The sequence below is a fragment of the Anabaena sp. FACHB-595 genome, assembly GCF_048568275.1.
Lineage (GTDB): Bacteria > Cyanobacteriota > Cyanobacteriia > Cyanobacteriales > Nostocaceae > Trichormus.
Map to the genome: position 1 here is coordinate 2,829,699 of NZ_CP183473.1, position 23,115 is coordinate 2,852,813.

Annotated in this window: 24 protein-coding genes and 1 tRNA gene; 11 read left to right on the top strand and 14 right to left on the bottom strand. The window is 41.5% G+C overall.

The window, feature by feature from the left end; genetic code table 11:
• Positions 1-513: 513 nt before the first annotated feature.
• Both ACN222_RS11745 and radC read left to right on the top strand, forming a co-directional pair.
• Positions 514-1,452, top strand: a complete 939-nt coding sequence (locus ACN222_RS11745; RefSeq protein WP_041455902.1) for a phosphoribulokinase — start codon at positions 514-516, stop codon at positions 1,450-1,452.
• A 169-nt stretch (positions 1,453-1,621) separates the two neighbouring features.
• Positions 1,622-2,353, top strand: coding sequence for a RadC family protein (gene radC / locus ACN222_RS11750; RefSeq protein ID WP_010996507.1), 732 nt, complete (start codon positions 1,622-1,624; stop codon positions 2,351-2,353).
• A gap of 49 nt (positions 2,354-2,402) precedes the next feature.
• On the opposite strand, the gene ACN222_RS11755 is transcribed toward radC, so the two are convergent.
• The 3 genes from ACN222_RS11755 to ACN222_RS11765 all read right to left on the bottom strand — a co-directional run bounded on the left by ACN222_RS11755 (position 2,403) and on the right by ACN222_RS11765 (position 4,415).
• A complete protein-coding gene (locus ACN222_RS11755; RefSeq protein ID WP_084789093.1) occupies positions 2,403-3,443 on the bottom strand; it encodes a WD40 repeat domain-containing protein in 1,041 nt (346 codons plus the stop codon).
• A 113-nt stretch (positions 3,444-3,556) separates the two neighbouring features.
• Positions 3,557-3,853, bottom strand: a complete 297-nt coding sequence (locus ACN222_RS11760) for a hypothetical protein (RefSeq protein ID WP_010996509.1) — start codon at positions 3,851-3,853, stop codon at positions 3,557-3,559.
• Between the two features lie 391 nt (positions 3,854-4,244).
• Positions 4,245-4,415: a chlorophyll a/b-binding protein gene (locus ACN222_RS11765; protein ID WP_010996510.1), complete on the bottom strand. Its 171-nt coding sequence runs from the start codon at positions 4,413-4,415 to the stop codon at positions 4,245-4,247.
• A 308-nt stretch (positions 4,416-4,723) separates the two neighbouring features.
• Between ACN222_RS11765 and ald the strand changes: the two genes are divergently transcribed.
• Positions 4,724-5,815: an alanine dehydrogenase gene (ald, locus tag ACN222_RS11770; RefSeq protein ID WP_010996511.1), complete on the top strand. Its 1,092-nt coding sequence runs from the start codon at positions 4,724-4,726 to the stop codon at positions 5,813-5,815.
• Between the two features lie 89 nt (positions 5,816-5,904).
• Here the strand turns inward: ald and phnE are convergent, their stop codons facing one another.
• The 3 genes from phnE to ACN222_RS11785 all read right to left on the bottom strand — a co-directional run bounded on the left by phnE (position 5,905) and on the right by ACN222_RS11785 (position 8,584).
• Entirely contained in the window at positions 5,905-6,699 is a 795-nt protein-coding gene (gene phnE, locus ACN222_RS11775; RefSeq protein WP_010996512.1) for a phosphonate ABC transporter, permease protein PhnE, read from the bottom strand.
• 46 nt (positions 6,700-6,745) lie between these two features.
• Complete coding sequence (locus tag ACN222_RS11780; protein WP_010996513.1) at positions 6,746-7,480, bottom strand: phosphonate ABC transporter ATP-binding protein; 735 nt, start codon at positions 7,478-7,480, stop codon at positions 6,746-6,748.
• A 129-nt stretch (positions 7,481-7,609) separates the two neighbouring features.
• Positions 7,610-8,584: a phosphate/phosphite/phosphonate ABC transporter substrate-binding protein gene (locus ACN222_RS11785; protein WP_044521339.1), complete on the bottom strand. Its 975-nt coding sequence runs from the start codon at positions 8,582-8,584 to the stop codon at positions 7,610-7,612.
• A gap of 430 nt (positions 8,585-9,014) precedes the next feature.
• Between ACN222_RS11785 and ACN222_RS11790 the strand changes: the two genes are divergently transcribed.
• On the top strand, positions 9,015-9,422 hold the full coding sequence (locus ACN222_RS11790) for a hypothetical protein (RefSeq protein WP_010996515.1): 408 nt from the start codon (positions 9,015-9,017) through the stop codon (positions 9,420-9,422).
• Between the two features lie 225 nt (positions 9,423-9,647).
• Here the strand turns inward: ACN222_RS11790 and ACN222_RS11795 are convergent, their stop codons facing one another.
• Entirely contained in the window at positions 9,648-9,839 is a 192-nt protein-coding gene (locus ACN222_RS11795) for a hypothetical protein (RefSeq protein ID WP_044521340.1), read from the bottom strand.
• Positions 9,840-10,425: 586 nt separating this feature from the next.
• Here ACN222_RS11795 and ACN222_RS11800 point away from each other — a divergent pair.
• Positions 10,426-12,954 carry a mannose-1-phosphate guanyltransferase gene (locus ACN222_RS11800; protein WP_010996517.1) on the top strand — a complete coding sequence of 843 codons (2,529 nt, stop codon included), beginning with the start codon at positions 10,426-10,428 and terminating at the stop codon, positions 12,952-12,954.
• A gap of 138 nt (positions 12,955-13,092) precedes the next feature.
• Here ACN222_RS11800 and ACN222_RS11805 read toward each other — a convergent pair.
• Both ACN222_RS11805 and ACN222_RS11810 read right to left on the bottom strand, forming a co-directional pair.
• Positions 13,093-13,165 (bottom strand) — tRNA-Arg (locus ACN222_RS11805).
• A 40-nt stretch (positions 13,166-13,205) separates the two neighbouring features.
• Positions 13,206-14,408: a murein hydrolase activator EnvC family protein gene (locus ACN222_RS11810; RefSeq protein WP_044521342.1), complete on the bottom strand. Its 1,203-nt coding sequence runs from the start codon at positions 14,406-14,408 to the stop codon at positions 13,206-13,208.
• Positions 14,409-14,693: 285 nt separating this feature from the next.
• Between ACN222_RS11810 and ACN222_RS11815 the strand changes: the two genes are divergently transcribed.
• Complete coding sequence (locus ACN222_RS11815; RefSeq protein ID WP_010996519.1) at positions 14,694-16,106, top strand: MFS transporter; 1,413 nt, start codon at positions 14,694-14,696, stop codon at positions 16,104-16,106.
• A 212-nt stretch (positions 16,107-16,318) separates the two neighbouring features.
• On the opposite strand, the gene accD is transcribed toward ACN222_RS11815, so the two are convergent.
• Positions 16,319-17,269 (bottom strand): acetyl-CoA carboxylase, carboxyltransferase subunit beta, encoded by a 951-nt coding sequence (gene accD / locus ACN222_RS11820; protein WP_010996520.1) that lies wholly within the window; start codon positions 17,267-17,269, stop codon positions 16,319-16,321.
• Positions 17,270-17,920: 651 nt separating this feature from the next.
• Between accD and ACN222_RS11825 the strand changes: the two genes are divergently transcribed.
• The gene (locus ACN222_RS11825) at positions 17,921-18,088 is read left to right on the top strand and encodes a hypothetical protein (RefSeq protein WP_010996521.1); all 168 of its coding nucleotides are present in this window, start codon (positions 17,921-17,923) and stop codon (positions 18,086-18,088) included.
• A gap of 109 nt (positions 18,089-18,197) precedes the next feature.
• Positions 18,198-18,488, top strand: a complete 291-nt coding sequence (locus ACN222_RS11830) for a hypothetical protein (RefSeq protein ID WP_044522982.1) — start codon at positions 18,198-18,200, stop codon at positions 18,486-18,488.
• A 235-nt stretch (positions 18,489-18,723) separates the two neighbouring features.
• On the opposite strand, the gene trxA is transcribed toward ACN222_RS11830, so the two are convergent.
• Positions 18,724-19,050, bottom strand: coding sequence for a thioredoxin (gene trxA, locus ACN222_RS11835; RefSeq protein WP_010996523.1), 327 nt, complete (start codon positions 19,048-19,050; stop codon positions 18,724-18,726).
• Between the two features lie 323 nt (positions 19,051-19,373).
• The gene (infC, locus tag ACN222_RS11840; protein WP_084789094.1) at positions 19,374-19,865 is read right to left on the bottom strand and encodes a translation initiation factor IF-3; all 492 of its coding nucleotides are present in this window, start codon (positions 19,863-19,865) and stop codon (positions 19,374-19,376) included.
• 244 nt (positions 19,866-20,109) lie between these two features.
• Here infC and ACN222_RS11845 point away from each other — a divergent pair, with 244 nt between their 5' ends.
• Positions 20,110-20,373 (top strand): hypothetical protein, encoded by a 264-nt coding sequence (locus ACN222_RS11845; RefSeq protein ID WP_044521343.1) that lies wholly within the window; start codon positions 20,110-20,112, stop codon positions 20,371-20,373.
• A gap of 320 nt (positions 20,374-20,693) precedes the next feature.
• Here the strand turns inward: ACN222_RS11845 and ACN222_RS11850 are convergent, their stop codons facing one another.
• Positions 20,694-20,870 carry a hypothetical protein gene (locus tag ACN222_RS11850; protein ID WP_168370996.1) on the bottom strand — a complete coding sequence of 59 codons (177 nt, stop codon included), beginning with the start codon at positions 20,868-20,870 and terminating at the stop codon, positions 20,694-20,696.
• 142 nt (positions 20,871-21,012) lie between these two features.
• Positions 21,013-21,426: a hypothetical protein gene (locus tag ACN222_RS11855; protein WP_010996527.1), complete on the bottom strand. Its 414-nt coding sequence runs from the start codon at positions 21,424-21,426 to the stop codon at positions 21,013-21,015.
• Positions 21,427-21,831: 405 nt separating this feature from the next.
• Between ACN222_RS11855 and ACN222_RS11860 the strand changes: the two genes are divergently transcribed.
• Both ACN222_RS11860 and ACN222_RS11865 read left to right on the top strand, forming a co-directional pair.
• Positions 21,832-21,936, top strand: coding sequence for a hypothetical protein (locus ACN222_RS11860; RefSeq protein ID WP_323790858.1), 105 nt, complete (start codon positions 21,832-21,834; stop codon positions 21,934-21,936).
• Positions 21,937-22,036: 100 nt separating this feature from the next.
• Entirely contained in the window at positions 22,037-23,056 is a 1,020-nt protein-coding gene (locus tag ACN222_RS11865) for a daunorubicin resistance protein DrrA family ABC transporter ATP-binding protein (protein WP_010996528.1), read from the top strand.
• The last annotated feature ends 59 nt before the right edge of the window (positions 23,057-23,115 follow it).

The following is a 23,115-nucleotide window of genomic DNA, read 5'->3' on the forward strand; positions in this document are numbered from 1 at the left end:
AGCTGTTATGCAATAGTTCTTGACTGTATCTACTGCCGTAATAGTAGGTATGATTGCCCTTGATTGGCTATGCCTCAAAAGTAGGAAAATTTCTGATACTTAGCGATTATTTTACATATTTAAGAGTCCAGGAGTCAGTATTTAGAATCCAGAACTCAGGAAAATCATTGAGTCATGATAAATATTATTTGATTAAAAGCATGAAGCTGGAATATCAAAGACTCAATTTATTTTGGCTTAAAGATTATTGATGCTGAAGTCTGGCAATAAGAATATCAAAATACTATCCATGCTGACTTCTAGATGTTGAACACTTGATTAAAACATAAAGTCCCTAAATACTACTGGAATTTAGATGCAATTGTGCAAGCAATTAAGAATTATCCTCTTTCTAAATGTATAGAGATGTTGCACAAATGTGTGCAATTAAATGACTTGACACAATCCCTTCTAAAATAAAAAAACATTCTCTGCAAAATTTATTACTATAGTTACTTGTATCGGGGGGATATGATGAGCCGTCCAATAATTCTTGGTATTGTTGGTGATAGTGCTGCTGGCAAAACTACACTAACTAGGGGCATTGCTCAGGTACTGGGGCCAGAAAATGTCACACTCATCTGCACAGATGATTATCATCGGTACGATCGCCAACAACGTGCAGAAATAGGAATTACCGCTCTCCACCCCGATTGTAACCATTTGGATATTATGCAGCAGCATCTATCGCTGCTACGCACAGGACAACCAATTCTTAAACCAGTTTATAGTCACAAAACCGGAAGTTTTGAGCCGCCCCAATATATAAAACCCAACAAATTCGTTATTATCGAGGGATTACTTGGTTATTCTACTCGCGCCGCCCGTGACTGTTACGATGTGAAAGTTTACCTCGCTCCTCCAGAGAACCTCCGTGCTAAATGGAAAGTTAAACGCGACACGCAAAAACGCGGCTACACTCCCGAACAAGTTTTAGCAGAACTAGAGAAGCGCGAACCAGATTCAGAACAATTTATTCGTCCCCAAAGACAATGGTCTGATATTGTTGTCAGTTTCTATCCACCTCATGAGGATGGAGATGAAACCAACGGACATCTCAACGTGCGTTTAGTATTGCGTCCTACTATTCCCCACCCAGACTTTACTTCCATTATTAATTTGACTAATGGTAGTTCTGTGTCAGCTATTCGCCTGGGATTGGACAGAGATATGAGTAAACCAGTTGATGTGTTAGAAGTTGACGGTCACGCCACCTTAGAACAGGTAAACAAATTAGAGCATATTCTCTGTTCTGATATGCCTTACTTGAGTAGTGTATGCGATCGCGAAAGTAACCCAGAACTCGGCAAGATTGCTGGGACAACTGGCGAAACACTACAAAGTTACCCCCTTGCCCTGACTCAGTTAATCATCACCTACCATATGCTCAAGGCAACGCAAATTTATCAATAAAAATCTTTGATTTTCATGGTTGACTGTTCACAGTTCGCGGTCAACAACTTTAAAAGACAAAAAGGAAAAGCAAAAATTAAAAATTTTCTCAAGCTAGGGCAATTGTGAACGTAAACAAGGGATAACTAAAGATAGTTGCATCTACAGTGACTATTTTGTCAGTTATCCTATGACCTACTGCCTGAGAATTGCTGATATACCCACAAATGAGCGTCCCCGTGAACGGTTAATGACCCACGGGCCAAAAGTTTTAGCCACAGCCGAATTAATCGCAATTCTTTTAGGCACTGGTCAAGGGCCTGGCAAACTCTCAGCCGTCGGTTTAGGGCAATATCTGTTGCAGGAGTTGGGTAAAAATCAGCGTGACCCATTGGCAGTTTTGCGAGAAGTTACTCCGGCTGAGTTAATGCAAATACCTGGAATTGGGCCAGCAAAGGCCACAAGTATATTAGCGGCGGTTGAATTGGGTAAACGCACCTTTCAATTCCGTCCCTTAGATAAAACACCAATTGATAGTCCCGTGGCTGCGGTGGCGGCGCTGAGTCAAGATTTGATGTGGCAGAATCAAGAACGCTTTGCCGTATTATTATTAGATGTTAAAAATCGCTTACTGGGAACACAGGTAATTACCATTGGCACAGCTACAGAAACTTTAGCTTCTCCGCGCGAAATTTTTCGAGAAATCATCCGCCAAGGTGCAACACGCACTATCGTTGCCCACAATCACCCTTCAGGTAACGTGGAACCCAGCCCAGAAGATATAGAATTGACGCGCCAATTATTAGCAGGAGCGCAACTTTTAGGGATTCCCTTGTTAGATCATTTGATTTTGGGCAATGGTAATCATCAAAGTTTACGGGAAATTACCACCTTGTGGAACGACTATCCTCAAGGTGATTAAATCCAAAAATCAAATAGATGTCGTAACGATAATATTGAAGTTTGAATTGTTACTTACGAACTGTAACTGGTGGATTACCCCAAATACTAATCCTGCCGTCAAATCCTCCACTGGCAAGAGTTTTACCATCTGGACTAAAAGCGATCGCACTTACCCAATCACTATGTCCAATCAGTGTATTTAATAACTCACCCGTCGATAAATCCCAGAGTTTAATTCCATCTCTACCAGCACTAGCCAGAGTTTTACCATCGCGGTTAATAGCGATCGCATTTACCCAATTATTATGACCTGTGAGAGTGCGGCTGAGTTTTTCGGATGGGATATGCCAAACTTTAATAGTGCGATCGCTACTGCAACTAATTAAATTTTGTCCATCGGGTGTGAAGGTAATATCCGTAACTGTACCAGAATGGGCTGTAAACTCCCGGATTAATTTACCTGTACTTAAGTTCCACAGTTTAATTACACCTTTTGTGTCGCCGCTAGCTAGAGTTTGACCGTCAGAACTCATTGCCAGGGTATCAATTCTATTATCAAAGCGCACTAAAGTAGATAATGGACGTTGTTGGAGCAAATCCCACACCCGAATCCCATCTAAAGCGCCACTAACAAGAACTTTACCATCTGAAGATACAGCTAAGGACATGACACTAGCGGTATGTCCTACAAAAGAGCGCGTAAATTGATTATTTTTAAGATTCCACAGATTAATAATATTGTCACTGCCGGAACTGGCTAAAGTTTGTCCATCAGGGGAAATCACTAAAGACTCCACCGCATTTTTTTGGGCTTTGTTGATAGTTCCTACTCTTTTACCAGTTGTTGAGTTCCACAGCCGAATAATGCCATCATTATAAGCCCCTCCACTGACAATAGTCCGACTATCTGGGCTAAAAGTTAAGGATTTTACCCTCCCTGAATGGGCGTTGAGGCTATGTAGGAGGCTGGGATTGGTAAATCCTTCTATAGGTTGCGGATTTGGTATCACTTGCACCGTATCCGCCGCACTTACCCTTAGCCCTTGCCCTGGATTCACAGGCAGAACTATAACCCCCATAAATAGTAATATCAAGTATGGCCGTACCATTGAGTACGTCCCTCCTCTTCGCTCACTCCTCACTGTTTTTCCTCACCTGGCTTAAATACAACTAATCAACTGATAGTCGAGTGCATACTCAACACTCATTAACTCAGTACTCCCTAATACGGTGGTTTTTTCTTCTGCACACTCAGCATCGGCAGAGTCGGACTAGACGAGCGAGGGGGCAAGTAATGTTGTACTACAGGCTCTTCTATAACAGGAGAGCGCTGCTGACTACTACGCCACAACTTAAAAGCGAGGCTGACACCTGCTGTTCCCAAACCAACAGCAAATAATGACCAGCTATCATCTAACCCACCAATTAGCGCATCTACCACACCCATTGTGATCAACACACTAATGACTGGTTCTTTTCTGTAGGCTGACTTCAAAAAACGAGGTAATACAACGTTCATCACAGCTTGGTTTTTCCAGATAACCTTTTGTGTAAATTTACCAAGAATACCTTACCGGAGAATTACTATCCTGAATAAAAGGCATCTTTAAGTAAAGATTATAATTTTTTCAGTGGGGTTTCCGTGTAGTAATTCACTCCCTTACATGAAGACTTTGCAAGTTTTAAGATATTACTAACACTCTCCGGTGTGCCTCATAGTTATATCAGGCAAGTTGTATGAGGTAGTTCACTATAAGTTAATAAAGTCAAAACCAGCTAGATGTTCCAGCTGGTTCTAACTCTGCTAATTACTAGCTTACAACTTTAACATTGGTTTCAGTCGGGCAGGAGGTAAGAGGCTGGAGAGCAGGAGGTAAGGGAGAACAACTTTTCCCACCCCCCACTCCACATTACTTAAGTCCGAGCCAGGACAAGACACCTTGATTGGTGGCATATTCGATGACTACCATCAAAAGAAAACCAATCATTGCAGCGCGACCATTCAAGCGTTCTGCATATTCATTGAAGCCAAATTTTGGCTCTTCTAGCTTGGGTGTAACTGTTGGCTGTGTTTGGGACATTTTGAAAAACCTCTTTTCGGCAAACGGGACTTAATAACGAGTTTTGAGCTAATTGCAAGGCGAAAACGCCAAGGTTAAGTCGAAAAATCTAGTAGCTTCTATTTCGGAAGCCACGCAATGACTTTTTAACAAATTGTAATTAATCTTTATATATTGTAGAAGCACTGGGGCAATAGTCAAGGGTAAGAGCTTGCGGCTTAGATATTGGGATTGGGCAAACTAATGTTGTAGATAGATATCCACAATACGGAAGTGTCAGTCTGATACTGGCAGGCTAAATTAAACAAAAAATTTATCAGAGGCGTTAAATGGAAATCGGCGTTCCTAAAGAAACTAAAGATCAAGAATTTCGTGTGGGGTTAAGTCCTGCTAGCGTGCGGGTGTTGAAGGAAAATGGTCATAGTATATTTGTTCAGACTCAAGCTGGTAGTGGTGCTGGGTTTACAGATGATGATTATCGCAGTGTAGGGGCGGATATTGTCCCAACAGCAGAGGCAGTTTGGAGTCGAGAGTTAGTAGTCAAAGTTAAAGAACCACTGACGAGTGAGTACAACTTTTTACAGAAAGGGCAGATATTGTTTACTTATCTGCATTTAGCAGCCGATCGCAAATTAACAGAGCATTTAATTGATTGTGGCATTTGTGCGATCGCTTACGAAACCGTAGAACAACCAGGCGCTAACAGACTACCACTACTGACCCCCATGAGCATTATTGCCGGTCGGTTAGCAGTACAATTTGGCGCACGCTATTTAGAACGCCAACAAGGTGGTAGAGGTGTACTGCTGGGTGGTGTTCCTGGAGTTAAACCAGGAAAAGTAGTTATTCTCGGTGGCGGTGTAGTTGGTACAGAAGCTGCCAGAATTGCCGTAGGTATGGGTGCAACCGTACAAATATTAGATGTAAATGTTGAACGTTTATCTTATTTAGAAACTTTGTTTGGTTCTAGAGTGGAATTACTTTACAGCAGTTCTGCCCATATCGAAGCCGCAGTTAAAGAAGCAGATTTACTTGTTGGTGCTGTTTTGGTACTAGGACGCAGAGCGCCAATTCTAGTATCTCGTGAATTAGTTAAACAAATGCACCCAGGTTCGGTAATAGTTGATGTGGCTGTAGATCAAGGTGGTTGTGTGGAAACCTTACACGCCACATCCCACACCAACCCAACATACCTTGAAGAGGGCGTAGTACATTACGGCGTTCCCAATATGCCAGGTGCAGTACCTTGGACAGCCACTCAAGCTCTTAACAACAGTACATTGCCTTACGTTGTGCAGTTGGCAAATCAAGGACTCAAAGCGTTGGAAGTGAATCAAGTACTCGCCAAGGGTTTGAATGTGCAGAATCATCGCCTTGTACACCCGGCTGTACAAGAGGTTTTTCCTGATTTAGTCCATTGATTTTAGGGTAATTGGTAATTGGTAATTGGTAATTGAGAACAAATTCCTTGCCATTACCCATTACCCATTCCCCATTCCCAATTTACGTTTTACATCGATTCAAGACGGCGGCGTAACTGGCTGCTGAAACCATCAATTACTGTCACAACTACCAACAGTACCAGCATCATAGTTGTGGCTTTATTGTACTCAAATCCATCAATGTAACTTTTCAACTGAAAGCCAATCCCACCTGCACCCACGACACCCAAGACAGAAGCGGCGCGGATGTTGTATTCAAACATCCATAAGGTATAACCCAAACTCAGAGGCAACACTTGGGGTAAAATTCCATACTGAGCAATTTGGAATCGAGATGCGCCTATAACTTGCAGAGATTCTAAAGAACGGGGCTGGACTGCTTCGATCGCCTGCTGATAAAATTTTGCTAAATAGCCGATAGTGTATATACTCAAAGCGAGTGTGCCTGCGGGTGCGCCTAAGCCTGTGGCAGCAACAAAAATTAGCCCCAGAATAATTGAAGGGACAGAACGCACCGCATTTTGCAGCAGATTTGCCAGCCATTGCAGCCAACTAGGCGCAACATTACTAGCGCTAGCGACGGCGATCGGCACTGAGATAATAGCACCGATGGTTGTCCCCCAAAGCGACATCTGTACGGTTTCTATCAGTGCCTTAACAGCAATATCAATAACTCTGAAGTCAGGAGGAAATAACCGGGAGATGAAATCAGTAATGTAAGGGGCGCTGGATGTCAAGAGGGCAAAATCAACTTTTAGTCCTTGCAAAGCCCAAGTGTAAATTAGAAAAGCAATTAATAAGATAATTAGGGATCTGACCCAAGAGTAGCGCCGTAGGAGTTTGGAAAGTGGTAAATAACTCATATAGTTAAGAGACAGGGGGCAGGGGGCAGAGGGACAAAGAAAAGAACTATTGATTATTTACCACAAACTGGGCTTGCAGGTTATCACAGGAACCCTCATAAACAATGCGTCCGGCATCTAGAATGATCGCTCGTTGGGCATATCTGGCAGCTATTCCCAAATCATGCAGAACTGCGATAACTGTCATACCTTGCTGGGCGTGTAATTCGGCTAAAGTCTCCATTACTTGTTGGGTGGCGATGACATCTAATCCCGTTGTGGGTTCATCGGCTAGGAGTATTTGCGGTGATTGAATTAAAGCACGAGCGATCGCTACCCTTTGTTGCTGTCCACCACTGAGTTTGCTAGTTTTTTGGTAAGCTAACTCTCTTAAACCCAACTGTTCGAGTAATTCTAATGCCAATAGGCGATCGCGTTTCGGAAAGCCAAATAATGTCTGCCAAGTTGTTCTTGTACCCAGCCTACCGCACAATACATTTTCAATGGCTGATAACTGGGGAATCAAACCACCGCCTTGAAACAACATTCCTACATCACGGCGAATTTGGGGGAGTATGCGGCTATTCATCGCTACGCCGTTGATGTGGACTTCTCCTCTGACTAATGGTACTAACCCAACAAGCGATCGCAATAACGTAGACTTACCGGCTCCATTGAGTCCTAGCAGTACAACAAATTCACCCTGTTTGATGTGGCAACTAATCTCGTTGAGGATGGGGCGATTCAAAGAGCCAACATAAGCTGTCTCTAAGTTGTGACATTCAATTACGTAATCACTCATCCTCTGCCTCGGTCAATTTCATCAATTTACGGGTATAAAAGTTAAGAGTTAGGAGTGCTGGAATTAAAAACTCAGTACTCATAACTCTTAATGGGCTGAACGCCCTGCTAACACTTACAGCACTAAATTTTATGGTTCGATGCCAACGCGTTTAAGAGCATCACGAACTGGTGCTAGGTGACGACTGTGATCTACTCTCACTAATTCAGTGGAGTTGTACAAGTTACGTAGCAGAGGGTTATTTTGTGACTGATTTAACTTGAGTAGCGAATTAATAATTCTTTCTCTATCGGGTGCAGCTACGTCATCATCAATAGCTATACCGTGGGCGGGTACACCAGAAATTTTATGCAGTACTCGCAACTGATTTTTTTCTTCTGCTGTAATGTACGGTGGAGACATGGCATATTCAGAGACAACAGCCACATCCGCTTGACCGCGCACTACGGCTTGTAAGGCTTTGCTGTAGTTACCACCATAAGCAACTTGACCAAAGAAACCATCAAGGCGATCGCGGTCAGGGACGAACCCCTGTTTAACTAATTCACTAACTGGGAAAATAAATCCTGAACCTGAGGTGGGAGAAGTAAATGCCATTTTTTTGCCCCGTAGCTGTTCTAGGGTGGCTTTGGCATTATTTCTGGATTTCAATGGGCTATTGTTGCGGACAACAAATATGGAATTATAAGTGAATCTGCCAGAATAGCTATCACGTACTTCTGCTAGATACAAACGAGCATTTGCTAATTGTTCAGCTTTCAACGCTGGACGACTGCTCAAAAAAGCCACATCAGCCCGATTAGCTCTCAACGCTTCCACTGCCGCAGTATCATCACCTATCTGTGCTTTGACAGGAATACCCAAATCTTTTGATAAAAAAGCTGCTACAGCATCTGCCTTAGATTGCAAATCTGTGGAATCAGAACGACTGGGAAAAATTACTGTTAAAGTCTTCAGTTTTTGGGCAAGTAAGCGCGGCGCTTGTTGATTAGAAATAGAATTAGCAGTTGTCGCTTGGATACTACTAACGGTAGTAACTGCTACACCCATTAGCGCCATCAATGCCGCGCCAGCACCTAACAAGCCTTTTTGGCCTACACTCATTTGCACATCTCCATCAAGAACTATTTGCAGTATTTTTGCAAATTAATTTCAACTGTCCCGATAAAAGAATCTAGAGCTTTTAACAACAAAAGTCAATAGTGAAATGTATAAAAACTAGTTAAAGGAAGTAGCATTTTCCCGTCAGGTTGTTGACAGCATACATAAAAAATTTTCAGCTACTAGCATATTTACTTACATAGTGATGAGACACTGCTTTATGGAAAAGCACCTCAAATAAATTTTCTCACTAGAGAATAAATATTGCTGCTTTCAGTAGATAAAATACTTATTCTGTTAGTGTAATTATGACCTTAGTCATATACAAAGACTGTTGCAGTTGTCTACAATAAAACTAGGAAAACCAACGACATCTGTAACAGCAATGAGCATAAGTATGCTCTAATTGTGGATGTTTTGAGAAGGGAAAATTATGAAACTAGTTCTAAAACGCACACTTCTCCCCAGCCTTATGGCTGCAAGTTTAGCAGGTATTACCTTGGTTCCTTTACAACCTGCTGCTGCTGATAACCGAGTAGTAGAAGATGCAGCTATTGGAGCCGGGGCTGGGATCTTAACTGGAGTATTCACCAGATGTGGTTCAGTGTTAGATAATGCTGCTAAGGGTGCGGCGGCTGGCGCTGCTGTTAATGGTGCAAATGGGTTGAGAAGAAATACCAGAAACCGTAGTGTGGTACAAGACGTAGCTGTAGGTGGTGGTGCTGGTGTATTAACTGGCGCGATTACCGGTGGTTGCAGAAGACCTCTTAACAACGTTATCAATGGCGCGGGTGCAGGCGCAGCAGTCAATATCTGGCGTAATAACCAGCGAAGAAGATAAAACCAATTCGCAATAAAGTTAAAGATAATGGGTAATAGACGCTCTTACCAATTACCTATTACTTATTAATAAAAACCCATCCCTTGGTGGATGGGTTTTTCGTGATAAAAATACGATGGTTGCCGACCAATCGCCAGTAATTACCTTCCATAGCTGTAGACTGCCAACAGTCAACAATCAACAGTCAACAGCTATAAATTTAAGTTTCTTAATTGAAAAGTATTTCTAACCCTTCAATGCCTTCCTAAAATTACGCCGATAAGAACCATTGGCAACAAATAAAGCTGGCCAAAGCAATGCTAAACCTATCTTATTGGGCAAAGATTGGGTGAAATTTGTTCTTGAGAAACCATTCCAAAACTTCCACACACCACCTATATAAATCACAATTAAGCCGAAAATAATTAATTTTCCCATTACCATCAACTCCGTTAATCAATGAAGTAATTCGAGATAAATATTTCCGCAGTATGTAAGCGATAAATTATCCACATTAATCCCAGTATGACTCAACTTTCCACAGATGGTTTATGCAAGTGTATCTGTCCTAGTATTTTTTTAAATTAGTGTTGTTTCATGATACATTCTCTCATGAGGTTATAGATTTTACCCCTATTTCTCAATTAACTCATAAGAACATCTATTGTCAGGATAGAACAATATTATGAGTAAAATAAACTGCCTCATCAAAGCGGAACAAAGCAAACTTTATTTCTATATTACTTTTTCCTTCCACTTGGTTGCTTCTTCAGTTTTTGGTAGCTAGCATAAATAAACTGATTCAGTCCAGACCCCCGTAAAACATAAGCACTTGTGGCAATGGCATTTCGACCGACCGGAGGTGATTGCCAAAACAGCATAATAAGTACTTTTGCTTATTTACTGTCAGATGCTTCTTACGGGGGTGTTTCAAATATCAGTATCCATAGGAAACTAGATAAAAACACAATATACTCTCACGGGTTTAAACGCAGCTAACGCTGCAAAAAGTTAAGGAGGATTTATGCGTGCAGTGCTGATGGCAGGCGGTTCCGGAACGCGACTTCGCCCGTTAACTTGTGATCTACCAAAACCAATGGTACCGATCCTCAATCGCCCAATTGCCGAACATATCATTAATCTCCTCAAGAGACATCACATTACAGAAGTTATTGCCACCTTGCATTATCTACCTGATGTCTTGCGAGACTATTTTCAAGATGGCGGTGATTTTGGTGTGCAGATGACCTACGCCGTCGAAGAAGACCAGCCTCTGGGAACAGCAGGTTGTGTGAAAAACATTGCCGAACTTCTGGATGAAACTTTTTTAGTAATTAGCGGTGATAGCATCACAGATTTTGATTTAGGAGAAGCGATCGCTTTTCACAAACAAAAACAGTCAAAAGCTACTCTAATTTTAACAAGGGTTCCTAACCCTATAGAATTTGGTGTCGTAATCACCGATGAAGCAGGCAAAATTAAACGCTTTTTAGAAAAACCATCTACCAGCGAAATTTTTTCTGATACCGTTAATACTGGAACATACATTCTGGAACCAGAAGTTTTAGAATATCTCCCATCCAATACAGAATGTGACTTTTCTAAAGATTTATTTCCTCTGCTGCTGGCCAAAGACGAGCCAATGTATGGTTACGTTGCCGAAGGTTACTGGTGCGATGTCGGACACTTAGATGCTTATCGGGAAGCTCAGTATGATGGTTTAGATCGTAAGGTAAAACTAGATTTTGCTTACAGGGAAAATTCTCCTGGCTTGTGGATAGGACAAAATACTTATATTGACCCCTCTGCACATATAGAAGCCCCAGCCGTGATAGGTAACAATTGCCGTATCGGTGCGAGAGTACAAATTGAGGCTGGAACTGTGATTGGGGATAATGTCACCATTGGTGCTGATGCCAATCTCAAGCGTCCGATTGTGTGGAATGGGGCAATTATTGGGGAAGAAGCCCAGTTGAGTGCTTGTGTAATCTCTCGTGGAACCCGTGTAGACCGCCGCGCCCATGTGTTAGAAGCCTCTGTAGTGGGTTCTTTGTCCACGGTTGGGGAAGAAGCCCAGATTAGCCCCGGTGTCAGAGTTTGGCCTAGTAAAAAGATTGAATCAGGGGCAATTTTAAACATCAACTTGATTTGGGGTAACACCGCCCAACGAAACTTATTTGGGCAACGTGGGGTACAAGGATTAGCAAATATCGATATCAGCCCAGAGTTTGCGGTGAAGTTAGGGGCTGCTTATGGTTCTACTTTAAAACCTGGTGCAAAAGTAACTGTGTCCCGTGACCAACGCAATGTTTCCCGCATGGTGACGCGATCGCTCATTGCAGGTTTAATGTCTGTAGGTGTCGATATTCAAAACCTCGATGCAACAGCCATCCCCATCGCCCGGACAGTTATACCCACAATGGGAGTTGCGGGAGGGATTCATGTACGAGTACACCCCGATCGCGCCGACTATATCCTGATAGAATTCATGGATCATAAGGGGATTAATATCTCCAAAGCCCAAGAAAAGAAAATTGAAGGGGCTTATTTCAAGGAAGATATGCGCCGGGCTTTAACTCATGAAATTGGTGATGTGGCTTACCCCAGCCAAGTTATTGACCTTTACTGCACAGCTTTTGAGAAACTGTTGAATGTTTCTACCCTCAACAACAGCCGGGCAAAAGTCGTAATTGACTATGTTTATGCTGTATCTGGGGCTGTTTTACCCCAAATGCTAGATAAATTTGGTGCTGACGCAGTGGTACTAAATGCCAGTCTGAATAAAAATGCTGTCACCACAACCGATAGGGAAACACTACTGACTCAGCTAGGTCATGTGGTGGAAGCGTTGAAGGCTAATTTCGGTGTCCAAGTCTCCGCTAACGGCGAACAGCTCATTTTAGTTGACGAATCAGGCTACCCCATTCGCGGCGAACTATTAACCGCACTGATGGTAGATATGATTTTGACTTCCAACCCCAGAGGGACGGTAGTTGTGCCGGTTCATGCTTCCAGTGCGGTGGAACAAGTCGCCCGTCGCCATGATGGTAGGATCATTCGCACCAAAGCCAATGCGACAGCCTTGATGGAAGCTTGTCAGAAAAATCCCAATGTGGTGTTAGGTGGTAGCGGCGAAACTGGCTTTATCTTTCCCCAACTGCATCCGGGGTTTGACTCCATGTTCTGCATTGCCAAAATCATTGAAATGTTAACCATACAAGAGCGATCGCTGGCTACTGTACGATCAGAATTACCCCGTGTGATTTACAGAACCCACACCATCCGTTGTCCCTGGTCGGCTAAAGGTGCATTGATGCGCTACTTAGTGGAAACTCACCCAGCCCAAAACCTCGAACTCATCGATGGGGTGAAGATTCGCCAACCCTTTGATGATAGTTGGTTGTTAGTTTTACCAGATGCTAGTGAACCATTAGTACATTTGTATGCGAACAGTCACGAGCGCGACTGGGTAGATGAGACGGTGAGGGATTACCGTTCCCGTGTGCAGAGTTTCGTAGAGAGACAGCAGGAATATCATCCGGCGGAAGTGTGAATAGTTGATAATATGGGCGGTAATGGGTAATAGCTAATTGGTAATTGATTTTTACCATTAGCCATTACCCGTTACTGATTGCCATCCACACAGAATAAATTTGGTAATGTAGACAAATAATTTAATTGATTTCAAAAACGAGCGCGGAGGGATTTGAACCCCCGACCCACAGAACCGGAATCTGTTGCTCTATCCACTGAGCTACGCGCCCTCGTACTGGCTAATTATATCATGCTCCAGAAGATTTTGGGCTAAAGATAATCTGCTGGGTTGACTGGTGTACCATTGCGACGAACTTCAAAATGCAGATGTGGCCCAGTAGATAAGCCTGTAGAACCAACAGAGGCGATCGCCTGTCCTCGTTGTACTGTTTGCCCCTCGGAAACATATAATTCACTGGCGTGTCCATACAGTGTTGTGATACCACCGCCGTGATTAATAATCACAGTTCTACCATAACCGCCATACCAACCAGCAAAAATCACTGTTCCCGAATCGGCTGCCCTGATTGTACTGCCATAACTAGCGGCAAAATCTAACCCGGCGTGAAATCTGCGATAGCCGAGAATGGGGTGTACCCGCCAACCGAAGGGACTACTTGTAGGCGCATTGCTAGGAAAGGCAAATAGTCCTGTCCCCTTGATCAAGATATTTCTCCGGCTGTTGGTTTTTGCTTGCGCTGCTTCTCTGGCTTTAGCTTCGGCTACCTTTTGTTGGATTAACCCTTCCAGGTTTTTAGAATCTTTCTCTAGTTGATTTTGTGCGGCTTCTAAGGCGAGGCGATCGCTACTTAAGCGTTGTATTAATTCTGACTGGGATTGAGCTTGAGCTTGATAATCGGATTTTTGCCCCAATAGTTGCTCTCTAATTAGAGCAATTGCGTTTTTTTGCTCCTCTACTTCTGTTTTTTGTTGATTAATCAAGTTGGCTTGAGTGCTGAGTTTCGCTAAAATTTGCTGGTCTGCCCGATAAACTAACTTCAACTGATGACGACGACTGAAAAAGTCACTGATATCTCTGCTTTGCAATAAAACAGCCCATCCTTGATTGAGAGGCGATCGCTGAAGATATCGCAATCGTGCTACCGTCGCAACTTGACGTTCTTCATAAGCACGTTCTGTAACAGCTAACTTTGCTTCTAGCTGCTGGAGGCGCTGGTTGGCTTGTTGTAATCGCAATTCACTATCTTTAATTTGACTGTTGGTGGTTTGCAAGTTATTGGCAATACCAGTCAGGCGATTTTGCGCTGCTTTTTGTAGATTAGTGAGGCGATCGCGTTCTTGTACAACATTTTGCCTTTCTTGTTGAATTTGTTGCTGTTGCTGTTTTAGGGTATCAATGGAAGCTGAATTATTTGCAAATACTGGTAATAATACTAAAAACACGGACAAAACACAGCACAATACAATACATAATTTCCAAAATCTTCTTTGTTGGACAATTGGCGCTTTCATGCCGTTATCTTCAGCCAAGGGATTGCAAGCATAAACAGCATTGTTCCCTAAACTTAGACAAATCTAACATTTAGTCATTATTCACCCTGTCTCTAGGTCTCAACAATGTATAAATTGTTTTTTACAGAGACACACACAAAAGAGAGCCATATACAACCAAGGTATGAATTTATGTGGTTATTACCTTAGGGTCATGTTGGTACACAATAACGTAAGTAAAGATACTTGTGGACTCAGTAAAAAACTTCTTACCTGTCTGTACTAAGGTAAATCCCTCTTTTAATTATGGATTCTGTCCCCATTGAAACAGCTGTTTGTATAAATTCCGAAATCCTCCAGATTACTCCACCAGAGACAACACTCACGCTAGCTAATCAATCTAGTATTCGCATTCCTAAAGATGCAATCCGCACTAGTTTAAAAGCATCAACTGTCGATTCTGTATTTGCAACAGTTTATTCTTTGGGTACTGGTGGGATTTTGCTGAGTAATTTTTTGGTGGAGTTAGATGCTAATCCCATCGTCTTCGGGATGTTGTCTTCAATTCCCATGTTGGTCAATCTCATTCAGCCTTTGGGAGCTTACTTATCTGAACGTACCACCAGCCGTTTTCGATACTCCATGTGGATTTTTGGCATCGCACGGTTCTTATGGCTGATTTTATTTATCGGGGTAATTCTATTCACACGGGGAAGTGTCGATTCTCAACAATTAGAAGTATTGACATTATCAATTCTATTAATCACAAATTTGCTGGGAGGATTAGGGAGTGCTTCTTGGTTAAGCTGGCTAGCAATGATTGTTCCTCGGCGCTTACGAGGTAGGTATTTTGGGTTACGTAATAGCGCGGCTAGCTTGACTAATTTGATTTGTGTACCCTTGGCTGGGTTGCTTGTCTCCCACTGGTACGGCGGAACTATCCAAGGTTATGGCGTAGTACTTTTAATTAGTATCTTGTTTGGGTTTTTGAGTTTGGGATGTCAATACTTCAAAATAGATGTGAATCCACAATCACAACATGAGGTTATCCAATATCCTCAAAAAAATGAAGTTGTTGATACATCTGCATCCACCTTGCCAATAAAAATTATCCCACCACCAACTAATTCCCATAGCATTTGGAAAAACTCTAATTTCCTCATGTTTCTGGTTTATTTTGGTCTATGGATGTTGGCTGTAAATATTAGCGCCCCGTTTTTCAATCTCTATATGCTAGACACATTAAATCTAGATGTAAGTTGGGTGACAATTTACGGTAGCCTGCTAGCAGGAGCTAATTTGCTCATGCTAATTTTGTGGGGCAAGTTAGCAGATAAAATCGGTAATCGACGTATTTTAATTTCTATAGGAATTTTAGTAGCGCTGACACCATTACTATGGCTGGGAATTGGTATTAATACTTTGGATATTTGGCTATGGTTGCCTTTATTACATATTTTACTAGGCGGAACTGCGGCGGCTATTGATTTATGTAATAACAATATGCAGTTAGGAATTGCACCATTAAGAAATCAGTCCATTTATTTTGCGATCGCCTCTGCTGTCGCTGGTGTCAGTGGTGCTGTAGGCACAACTATAGGTAGTTTTATCGCCCAATTTTCCCAATATGGAGGTTTATTGGCAGCTTTTGTTCTCTCTACTGCATTGCGCCTGTTAGCGTTAATTCCCTTGTTTTTTATCCAAGAACCGGGGAAGTGATGGGGAGTGGAGACTGGGGAGACAAAGGAAGTAATTATCTTAGGACTTACGTACCCAGATTGTCTGTTGAGACCGGGTGTAAGGGTGTAAGGGTTTCAATATATCCTTTCCTATACCCCTACACCCTTGTCTAAACCCTTGATCTTCCGTTTTCATGGGTAAGTCCTATATTTCCTACTCAACAATTAACAGTCGAAACTCCCCACTCCCATTTATTCAACAGCTGTGGAACTAAGACTCATCGTCTCCCACAGCACCATAGGGGGGGTTGTAGGGACGGGTTGGTGTAGGGCAATTAGTTGAGATAAGGTGTTTTTTAACTGGGTACGAGGTACGATGTCATCGACAAAACCGTGCTTGAGCAAGTCTTCTGCTGTTTGAAAGTCGTCTGGCAGTTTTTCCCGGAGGGTTTGCTCAATAACTCTGCGACCGGCAAAACCAATTGTGGCTTTTGGTTCTGCCAAAATAATGTCTCCTAACATGGCGAAACTAGCCGTTACACCGCCGGTTGTAGGATTTGTTAGTACAGGTATATAAAGTAATCTCGCGTCGCGGTGGCGTTCTAAAGCGGCGGAAATTTTAGCCATCTGCATCAGAGAAAGCATTCCTTCCTGCATTCTCGCTCCCCCAGAGGTGCAAATGATGACTACTGGGTAACGTCGCTGGGTGGCTTGTTCAATCAGGCGGGTAATTTTTTCGCCGACAACGGAACCCATGCTACCGCCCATGAAGCGGAAATCCATGACAGCTAAAGCAACGGGTGAACTGTTGATTTGCCCCAGACCAGTTTTAACTGCGTCTAATAGGCCGAGTTTGTCTTCCATTTCCCGCAGGCGATCGCTATAGGCTTTGCGATCGCGGAACTGCAATGGATCGGTAGCCCGCAGATTTTCATCCATCGGTCTCCAGGTGTTCTGATCTATCAGTTGACGGATGCGCTCATCACTATCTACCCGATTATGATGTCCACATTCGACACAGACCATTTGATTCGCTCTCAAGTCTTTGGTATAGGTCAACACACCACACTTAGAACACTTGTGCCATAGTCCATCGGCAATTTCGCGTTCTTGGCGTTCGGGGTTGGTTGCACCCGCTTTACGTCGGTTTGCGAACCAATCAAATAGAGACTTTAAACCGCGTGATTCTTCGTTGTTCGCCATTTTTATCTTATTCAAGTGGGATACGAGGTCGAAAATAGGTCAAGCTATTCTGGGAAGTTAATGATCACAAGTTCCTGACTACTAACTTTTTGCCCTTAGTTACTTGACTACATCGTCAAAATACGCTTATAAGCAATTGAGACATTAATTTTGCATCTTTGGTTGCCAGCTTAACGAAAATACTGATACCAATACAAGTCTCTAGTTCATCACATCTTGTAAATGTATTGGCAAAATTAAAGTTATTGGAATATCAACCCTACCACAAGACGCTTTTCCCCAACCCCAGCTTGAATTCTTGCTCCTAATCTCAAAATTTATGTTGCTAGTTGATGAGCAATCAGCATCTACGTACATTAGTTGCGCTAGCCAACAGGTGTTTCTTGAGGACTTACGGATGGCAACGAAAAGCTAAAGGATTCAGGAGTATGGTGGTATAGGCGGCTAGTTAGCTTCACCAAAGGAGGTATAGGTGTTTAAAAACTTGATACCTTCCCAAAGTGAGGAGTTTCGTTGCCTAAGTCCTATTCCGTTAAGAGGGTGATACAAGTCACAAGCTGATATTATCAAAATCTCAAGTATCAATGGGGTAATGAACGTTACAGTTGTGGGTAATGGGGAGTGTGACTATGTAGAGTTTTTCATCAGGTAATGAGCAATAACTATAAAACCAACGAAATAGTCCGAGTTTGCAGCGACAAAAGTACGAGGAAAGTTGTCATGATGACTGTTTTACTAAATTTAGAAGCGATCGCTCAGGTACTTCTGACAAATATTTCGTCACTGCAAGTGCTATCGTTGTTATTAATTACTCAATAGCTGAAGATTTGACATGACTAGCTTTAATTTAAAGTAGCTAACAATGTCATACTTAGTAGTATCAACAGATAAAGTTCGCCCTAATAACGCGTTTCAACGTGTATACAGTATGGAAACTACTTCAAATATAATTCCCGAATTTGAAAAATTATTTAGACAAAAGTTACAATTAAATAATTGCAAGCTGAAAAAGAAAAAGCAAGAGAATAATTACGAGATTATTACTCCGGCGAAAGATATTTTTCTGATGTATTGGTGCGAATTTCCCGAAATTACGTTAGTATACCAACCTGTAGGAATACGTACAAAGCAAACTATGGTTTATGAGCAAGCTATTCGCTCTCATATTAGCTTTTGTGTAAGCAGTATCCAAGAAGGCGCCAAGATTTCTACCAACTAGACTGAGGAATGGCGATCGCTCACCGTAGGCGATCGTCAAATCCAAACAAAGCCTCAATGGATAACTCAAATTTTATAAAAAAAGACAGAATAGTTTGACATTCTGTCTGTATTAATATTCTTTGGTGATTATTAAAATTCATTAATAATCATTTCTCACTGCAACAATGCTATAACAACTTTAACAATACCTGGTCAATACCACAGCACTTGTTTTACCAATACTCAAAAACAAGCTAAATAAGCTTTTCCACTGCTCCACTAAACTGTTCATAAGGAGAAACTCCCACAATCTTTTCTGTTAACTCACCATCTTTAAAAATTAACACGGCTGGAATACTGCGAAGTCCAAACCTTTTGAAGAGAGGTTTATTGTTGTCTACGTCTACCTTAACCACTTTAACGCGGCCTTTGTACTCATCAGCTAGTTGATCCATTAACGGACTGACAAGGCGACATGGGCCACACCAAGTAGCAGTAAAGTCAACTACAACGACTTTATCTTCACTTAAAACGGTATCAAATTCATTTTCTTGAACGTAAGCAACTGTATCAGTAGGCATTAATTTTATTTCCAATATCAAACTAAAATTTTTGTAAACAGAAGAAGATGAAAGTATGATTGTTTCTGTGTTGATACAGTTAGTTGTTCACCACAGATACCTGATCAAGAACCTTGTCATCAGTTCTTGATACCTTACTAGTAAAAATCTTGAAACACAGATATTAAAAGATATTACAATATGAGTATTTCCTTTAATTCTTGTGGAAGTGTTTCATTAAGGCTAATTACGAGATTTATATCTTTTATATAGATATACTCTCCTGAAATAAACAATTAGCGCTCTACGCAACAAAGCATAGAGCGCTGAGAGTATTTTAAGCTTTAAGCGGGCATAATTTGAACAATGAGCGAGCGTTTATCAAGTGACTGGACTTTTCCTACTTGACTCAGATCAGTCACAATGCGTTCTAGCATTTGTCCGGCTTGTTCTCGATATTGATTTTCCCGACCCCGTAAACGAATAGCAAATTTAACGGAATCACCTTTACTCAACCACTGAAGCGCTTGCTCAATACGTAAATTATAATCAGCCGCACCAACGTTGGGGCGGAATCGGACTTCTTTGACGGTGGGTCTAGCACTTTGACCCTGGCGTTTTTTCTTCTGATACTGTAGCTTACCGTAGTTAAGAATTTTCGCTACTGGAGTGTCTTTGCTTTGCGAAACTACAACTAGGTCAAGCTCTACACTCTGGGCTAATTGTAGAGCTTCGTAGGTATCGATTAAACCACGATTGTTATTCTCATGGTCAATCAAGAAGACCTGGGGTGACTTGATTTGGGAATTAATCAGCTGCTTTTGGACTACGATAATCGCTTCCTCCTAATTTTCAATGCTCTGTCTTGCAAGTATTACTAAGGTAACACAGTACTATCTATATTGTTTACTATAAAATATTACTTCATCACTTTCGTTAAGACTTTTACCAAAAGGTTGATTTTTTTAATGTAAAATGAATTATTTTTACTATTGACTATTTATGAATATTTTATGTTGAGTCTTTTATTTATTTTGATTGTTAAGATGTGGTTAATATCATAATACGAGAATGCAGGTTATGGTTAGGCAAAATTTTGAGAACACATTGGCTGCTATCGAGTTAAATGCAGCGAGAAAATTAAATTGGAACTATCAGCAATTTAAAGACTGTTTCAGCTTTAAAGTCAATAATGAAGCGATTGAGATAGAACACGATCAAACTGCCATCAAAGAACCAGAATTAGAAATTTTAAAGCAAGCTTTATTAGATTATGGTTTTCAATACAAAAAAACCATAAATGATTTTATCTTGGTGTTTGAGCAAGACGTTGAGTTAAGATAGGGCAAAATCAAAATAATGGGCTTTCAGCATTTATTTATGGGATGTTACATCTTGATTTTATTGCTAGCACAATGAATGTGTGACTTTCTCCACGGTTTTTGATGTTAACTCCACGATGCTAAAAGCTTATCTGAGAAAGCTAAATAATTCAAAACACCCTACGGGTTTGTGGTAACTCGTTCTCGTACCACTACGCGGAAGCAAGGTACGCCGAGAGTCCCGTAGGGAAGAGTAGGCAAGCCTACAAAATTCAAAATGAAAGAGATTAATAACACTAAGCATCCTAGCTTTCAGGATTATGCAATTAAAAATACTTTATCTTACTCATCTTCGTTTCCTGGTGGACGTTCGCTCCGGCTTTGTTGAGCGTGCCACTCCAAAACAATGCGTTCCAGCATCTCAATATGCGTGCATCCGTTAACAGTAGCATACATCTTGATTAACTGTTCTACTTCAGGACTAATGTGACTTATGTCTAGTTTGTAATTTTCTTTCATGTTCCTTAACTGCACTAGGAAATTCTATGTGTAGCGAGCGGGAGAGAAGTGCAAGTTCAAATAATTACTACTTAAAGCAGTCACCCGAATTTAACTAGATAATGTTTAGCGATCGCTAGAATATTTTCCCTAAAAAGCCAACCTATTGTAAGTTATCTGTGTTTATTGTTTGACTACTTTCCAATGATGTAAATACATCATTACTTAATACTTCTTTAGTAAAATATTTTAAGGTTGAAGCTAAAGCCAGTTGGGAGGCTATTTGATAAGTAATTTCTGGAGACATTTCTTTTTGTTGATTCAACAGTTCAACAAAGCTTTCAAAGTCACGCATTACGCAATATCTGTGTAGTGCAGATTTTCTATCTATTTGATGAAATTTTTCGTCAATTTTCTCTTTAGCTTCTTTTTCAGCCTCAGAGATGGAATTAACGAATCCGTTATAGTGACATAATTCACCAGAAATCTTGTAGTAATAAGCTTTTCCGCTTAATTGTTCCTCTTCAATAGTAATTGAATGAAACTTGTACTCAATTTTGTACTTATTAGATTCCATAAATAGCAGACATCATATAGTTTGACATAAGTTGTCTCCAAAATTATGAGTACTTAGAGATGGAAATCCCGGAGACAAGCCTGTCAATAATAAAAGGTAAAAGCCTGTTAATATTAGCAACAAAAATTGTGACCGAATTTTATCCTTACTCCCCATTTTAACACGAGATTTAACAAGGCTACATAATCTCTCTCTGAGAGCCTGAGATATAAATTTTATGAGGATAGAGTATCTCATTTGTAGTTTATTTTGGAAATCAATAATTTAAGGAAATTTTTATGTAAAATCTGATTGATCTGTTTTAAATGCAGAGTAGATTAGGTAGGAATGTGTAGTTTACCAAGTCATGCTGCAAAAATGGGTAATATTCCACTAGAAACAGACCAGCAGATGCGTAGTTAATCAATCACTCAAATAGAAGAATTAGCTGAGGCGTTGTTGAATTTCTCCATCTCAAGGGATTTGGCGAACTACTTGGCGAAGATCCCCCAATCTCCAGCCAACTCATAAAAATAGCCGATATGTAGCTATGCGATCGCCTGACATAACACGACTCAACTACAATATATATAGATATTGTTGAGAATTGTATAGTTAGGGTCTAGCTGTCATGGCTCCCGCCGTTTTAATTCAAAATCTACAAAAGCGTTACGGTACTGTTGAAGCCGTCAAAGATGTTTCTTTCCAGGTGGAACCAGGGGAAATCTTTGGTTTACTCGGCCCCAACGGTGCAGGTAAAACCACTACTCTACGTGCTTTGTGTACCCTCACCACTCCAGATGCTGGCAAAATCGAGGTATCTGGTATTTCTGTGTTGGATAACCCCAGAGTAGCTAGACAACGGCTAGGCTATGTTGCTCAAGAAGTCGCTTTAGATAAAGTGCTAACAGGAAAAGAACTGCTGCAATTACAAGCAGCACTTTATCACCTTCCCAATGCCATAGCCAAACAGCGAATCGATACAGTTTTAGATTTACTCGGTCTACAAGAATACGCCAATAAAAAAACAGGAACCTATTCCGGTGGGTTACGCAAACGCCTAGACTTAGCGGCTGGCTTACTGCACTCGCCAGATGTACTGGTGTTAGATGAACCAACAGTAGGACTTGATATTGAAAGCCGTTTCGTGGTTTGGGAATTCTTGCGAAAACTCCGAGTATCGGGGACAACGGTTGTGATTACCAGCCACTATTTAGAAGAAATTGACGCGCTAGCCGATCGCGTGGCTATTATCGACCGTGGTGTAGTGATTGCCGTTGGTACACCTTCAGAGCTAAAAGATAGGGTTGGAGGCGATCGCATCACCTTAAGAATCCGCGAGTTCTCCCCCACAGCAGAAGCAGAACAAGCTAAATCCCTACTGCAAGGATTACCTTTTGTCAAGGAAGTTATCATCAACAACGCTCAAGGTAATTCCTTGAACCTGGTAGTAACACCACAAAATGATGCTTTAATAACCATCCAGCAAGCACTCAACAACGCCAGCCTACCAATTTTTGGTATCGCCCAATCCCGTCCCAGCCTCGATGATGTCTATCTAGCAGCCACCGGACGCACCCTACTTGATGCCGAATTAGCAGCAGTAGCCAACCGCGATCCCAAGGCTGAGAAGAAACAGAATATGAGATAGGGACTGGGTACTAGGTACTGGGTACTGGGAGAAGATAAATAAATCTGATTCCTCATCCC

What these genes read in the sequence shown, in the direction of transcription:
- ACN222_RS11745 (WP_041455902.1), top strand. Translation starts at nt 514, where the DNA reads ATGAGCCGTCCAATAATTCTTGGTATTGTTGGTGATAGTGCTGCTGGC.
- radC (WP_010996507.1), top strand. Translation starts at nt 1,622, where the DNA reads ATGACCTACTGCCTGAGAATTGCTGATATACCCACAAATGAGCGTCCC.
- ACN222_RS11755 (WP_084789093.1), bottom strand. Translation starts at nt 3,443, where the DNA reads ATGGTACGGCCATACTTGATATTACTATTTATGGGGGTTATAGTTCTG.
- ACN222_RS11760 (WP_010996509.1), bottom strand. Translation starts at nt 3,853, where the DNA reads ATGAACGTTGTATTACCTCGTTTTTTGAAGTCAGCCTACAGAAAAGAA.
- ACN222_RS11765 (WP_010996510.1), bottom strand. Translation starts at nt 4,415, where the DNA reads ATGTCCCAAACACAGCCAACAGTTACACCCAAGCTAGAAGAGCCAAAA.
- ald (WP_010996511.1), top strand. Translation starts at nt 4,724, where the DNA reads ATGGAAATCGGCGTTCCTAAAGAAACTAAAGATCAAGAATTTCGTGTG.
- phnE (WP_010996512.1), bottom strand. Translation starts at nt 6,699, where the DNA reads ATGAGTTATTTACCACTTTCCAAACTCCTACGGCGCTACTCTTGGGTC.
- ACN222_RS11780 (WP_010996513.1), bottom strand. Translation starts at nt 7,480, where the DNA reads ATGAGTGATTACGTAATTGAATGTCACAACTTAGAGACAGCTTATGTT.
- ACN222_RS11785 (WP_044521339.1), bottom strand. Translation starts at nt 8,584, where the DNA reads ATGAGTGTAGGCCAAAAAGGCTTGTTAGGTGCTGGCGCGGCATTGATG.
- ACN222_RS11790 (WP_010996515.1), top strand. Translation starts at nt 9,015, where the DNA reads ATGAAACTAGTTCTAAAACGCACACTTCTCCCCAGCCTTATGGCTGCA.
- ACN222_RS11795 (WP_044521340.1), bottom strand. Translation starts at nt 9,839, where the DNA reads ATGGGAAAATTAATTATTTTCGGCTTAATTGTGATTTATATAGGTGGT.
- ACN222_RS11800 (WP_010996517.1), top strand. Translation starts at nt 10,426, where the DNA reads ATGCGTGCAGTGCTGATGGCAGGCGGTTCCGGAACGCGACTTCGCCCG.
- ACN222_RS11810 (WP_044521342.1), bottom strand. Translation starts at nt 14,408, where the DNA reads ATGAAAGCGCCAATTGTCCAACAAAGAAGATTTTGGAAATTATGTATT.
- ACN222_RS11815 (WP_010996519.1), top strand. Translation starts at nt 14,694, where the DNA reads ATGGATTCTGTCCCCATTGAAACAGCTGTTTGTATAAATTCCGAAATC.
- accD (WP_010996520.1), bottom strand. Translation starts at nt 17,269, where the DNA reads ATGGCGAACAACGAAGAATCACGCGGTTTAAAGTCTCTATTTGATTGG.
- ACN222_RS11825 (WP_010996521.1), top strand. Translation starts at nt 17,921, where the DNA reads ATGAGCAATAACTATAAAACCAACGAAATAGTCCGAGTTTGCAGCGAC.
- ACN222_RS11830 (WP_044522982.1), top strand. Translation starts at nt 18,198, where the DNA reads ATGGAAACTACTTCAAATATAATTCCCGAATTTGAAAAATTATTTAGA.
- trxA (WP_010996523.1), bottom strand. Translation starts at nt 19,050, where the DNA reads ATGCCTACTGATACAGTTGCTTACGTTCAAGAAAATGAATTTGATACC.
- ACN222_RS11845 (WP_044521343.1), top strand. Translation starts at nt 20,110, where the DNA reads ATGGTTAGGCAAAATTTTGAGAACACATTGGCTGCTATCGAGTTAAAT.
- ACN222_RS11850 (WP_168370996.1), bottom strand. Translation starts at nt 20,870, where the DNA reads ATGAAAGAAAATTACAAACTAGACATAAGTCACATTAGTCCTGAAGTA.
- ACN222_RS11855 (WP_010996527.1), bottom strand. Translation starts at nt 21,426, where the DNA reads ATGGAATCTAATAAGTACAAAATTGAGTACAAGTTTCATTCAATTACT.
- ACN222_RS11865 (WP_010996528.1), top strand. Translation starts at nt 22,037, where the DNA reads ATGGCTCCCGCCGTTTTAATTCAAAATCTACAAAAGCGTTACGGTACT.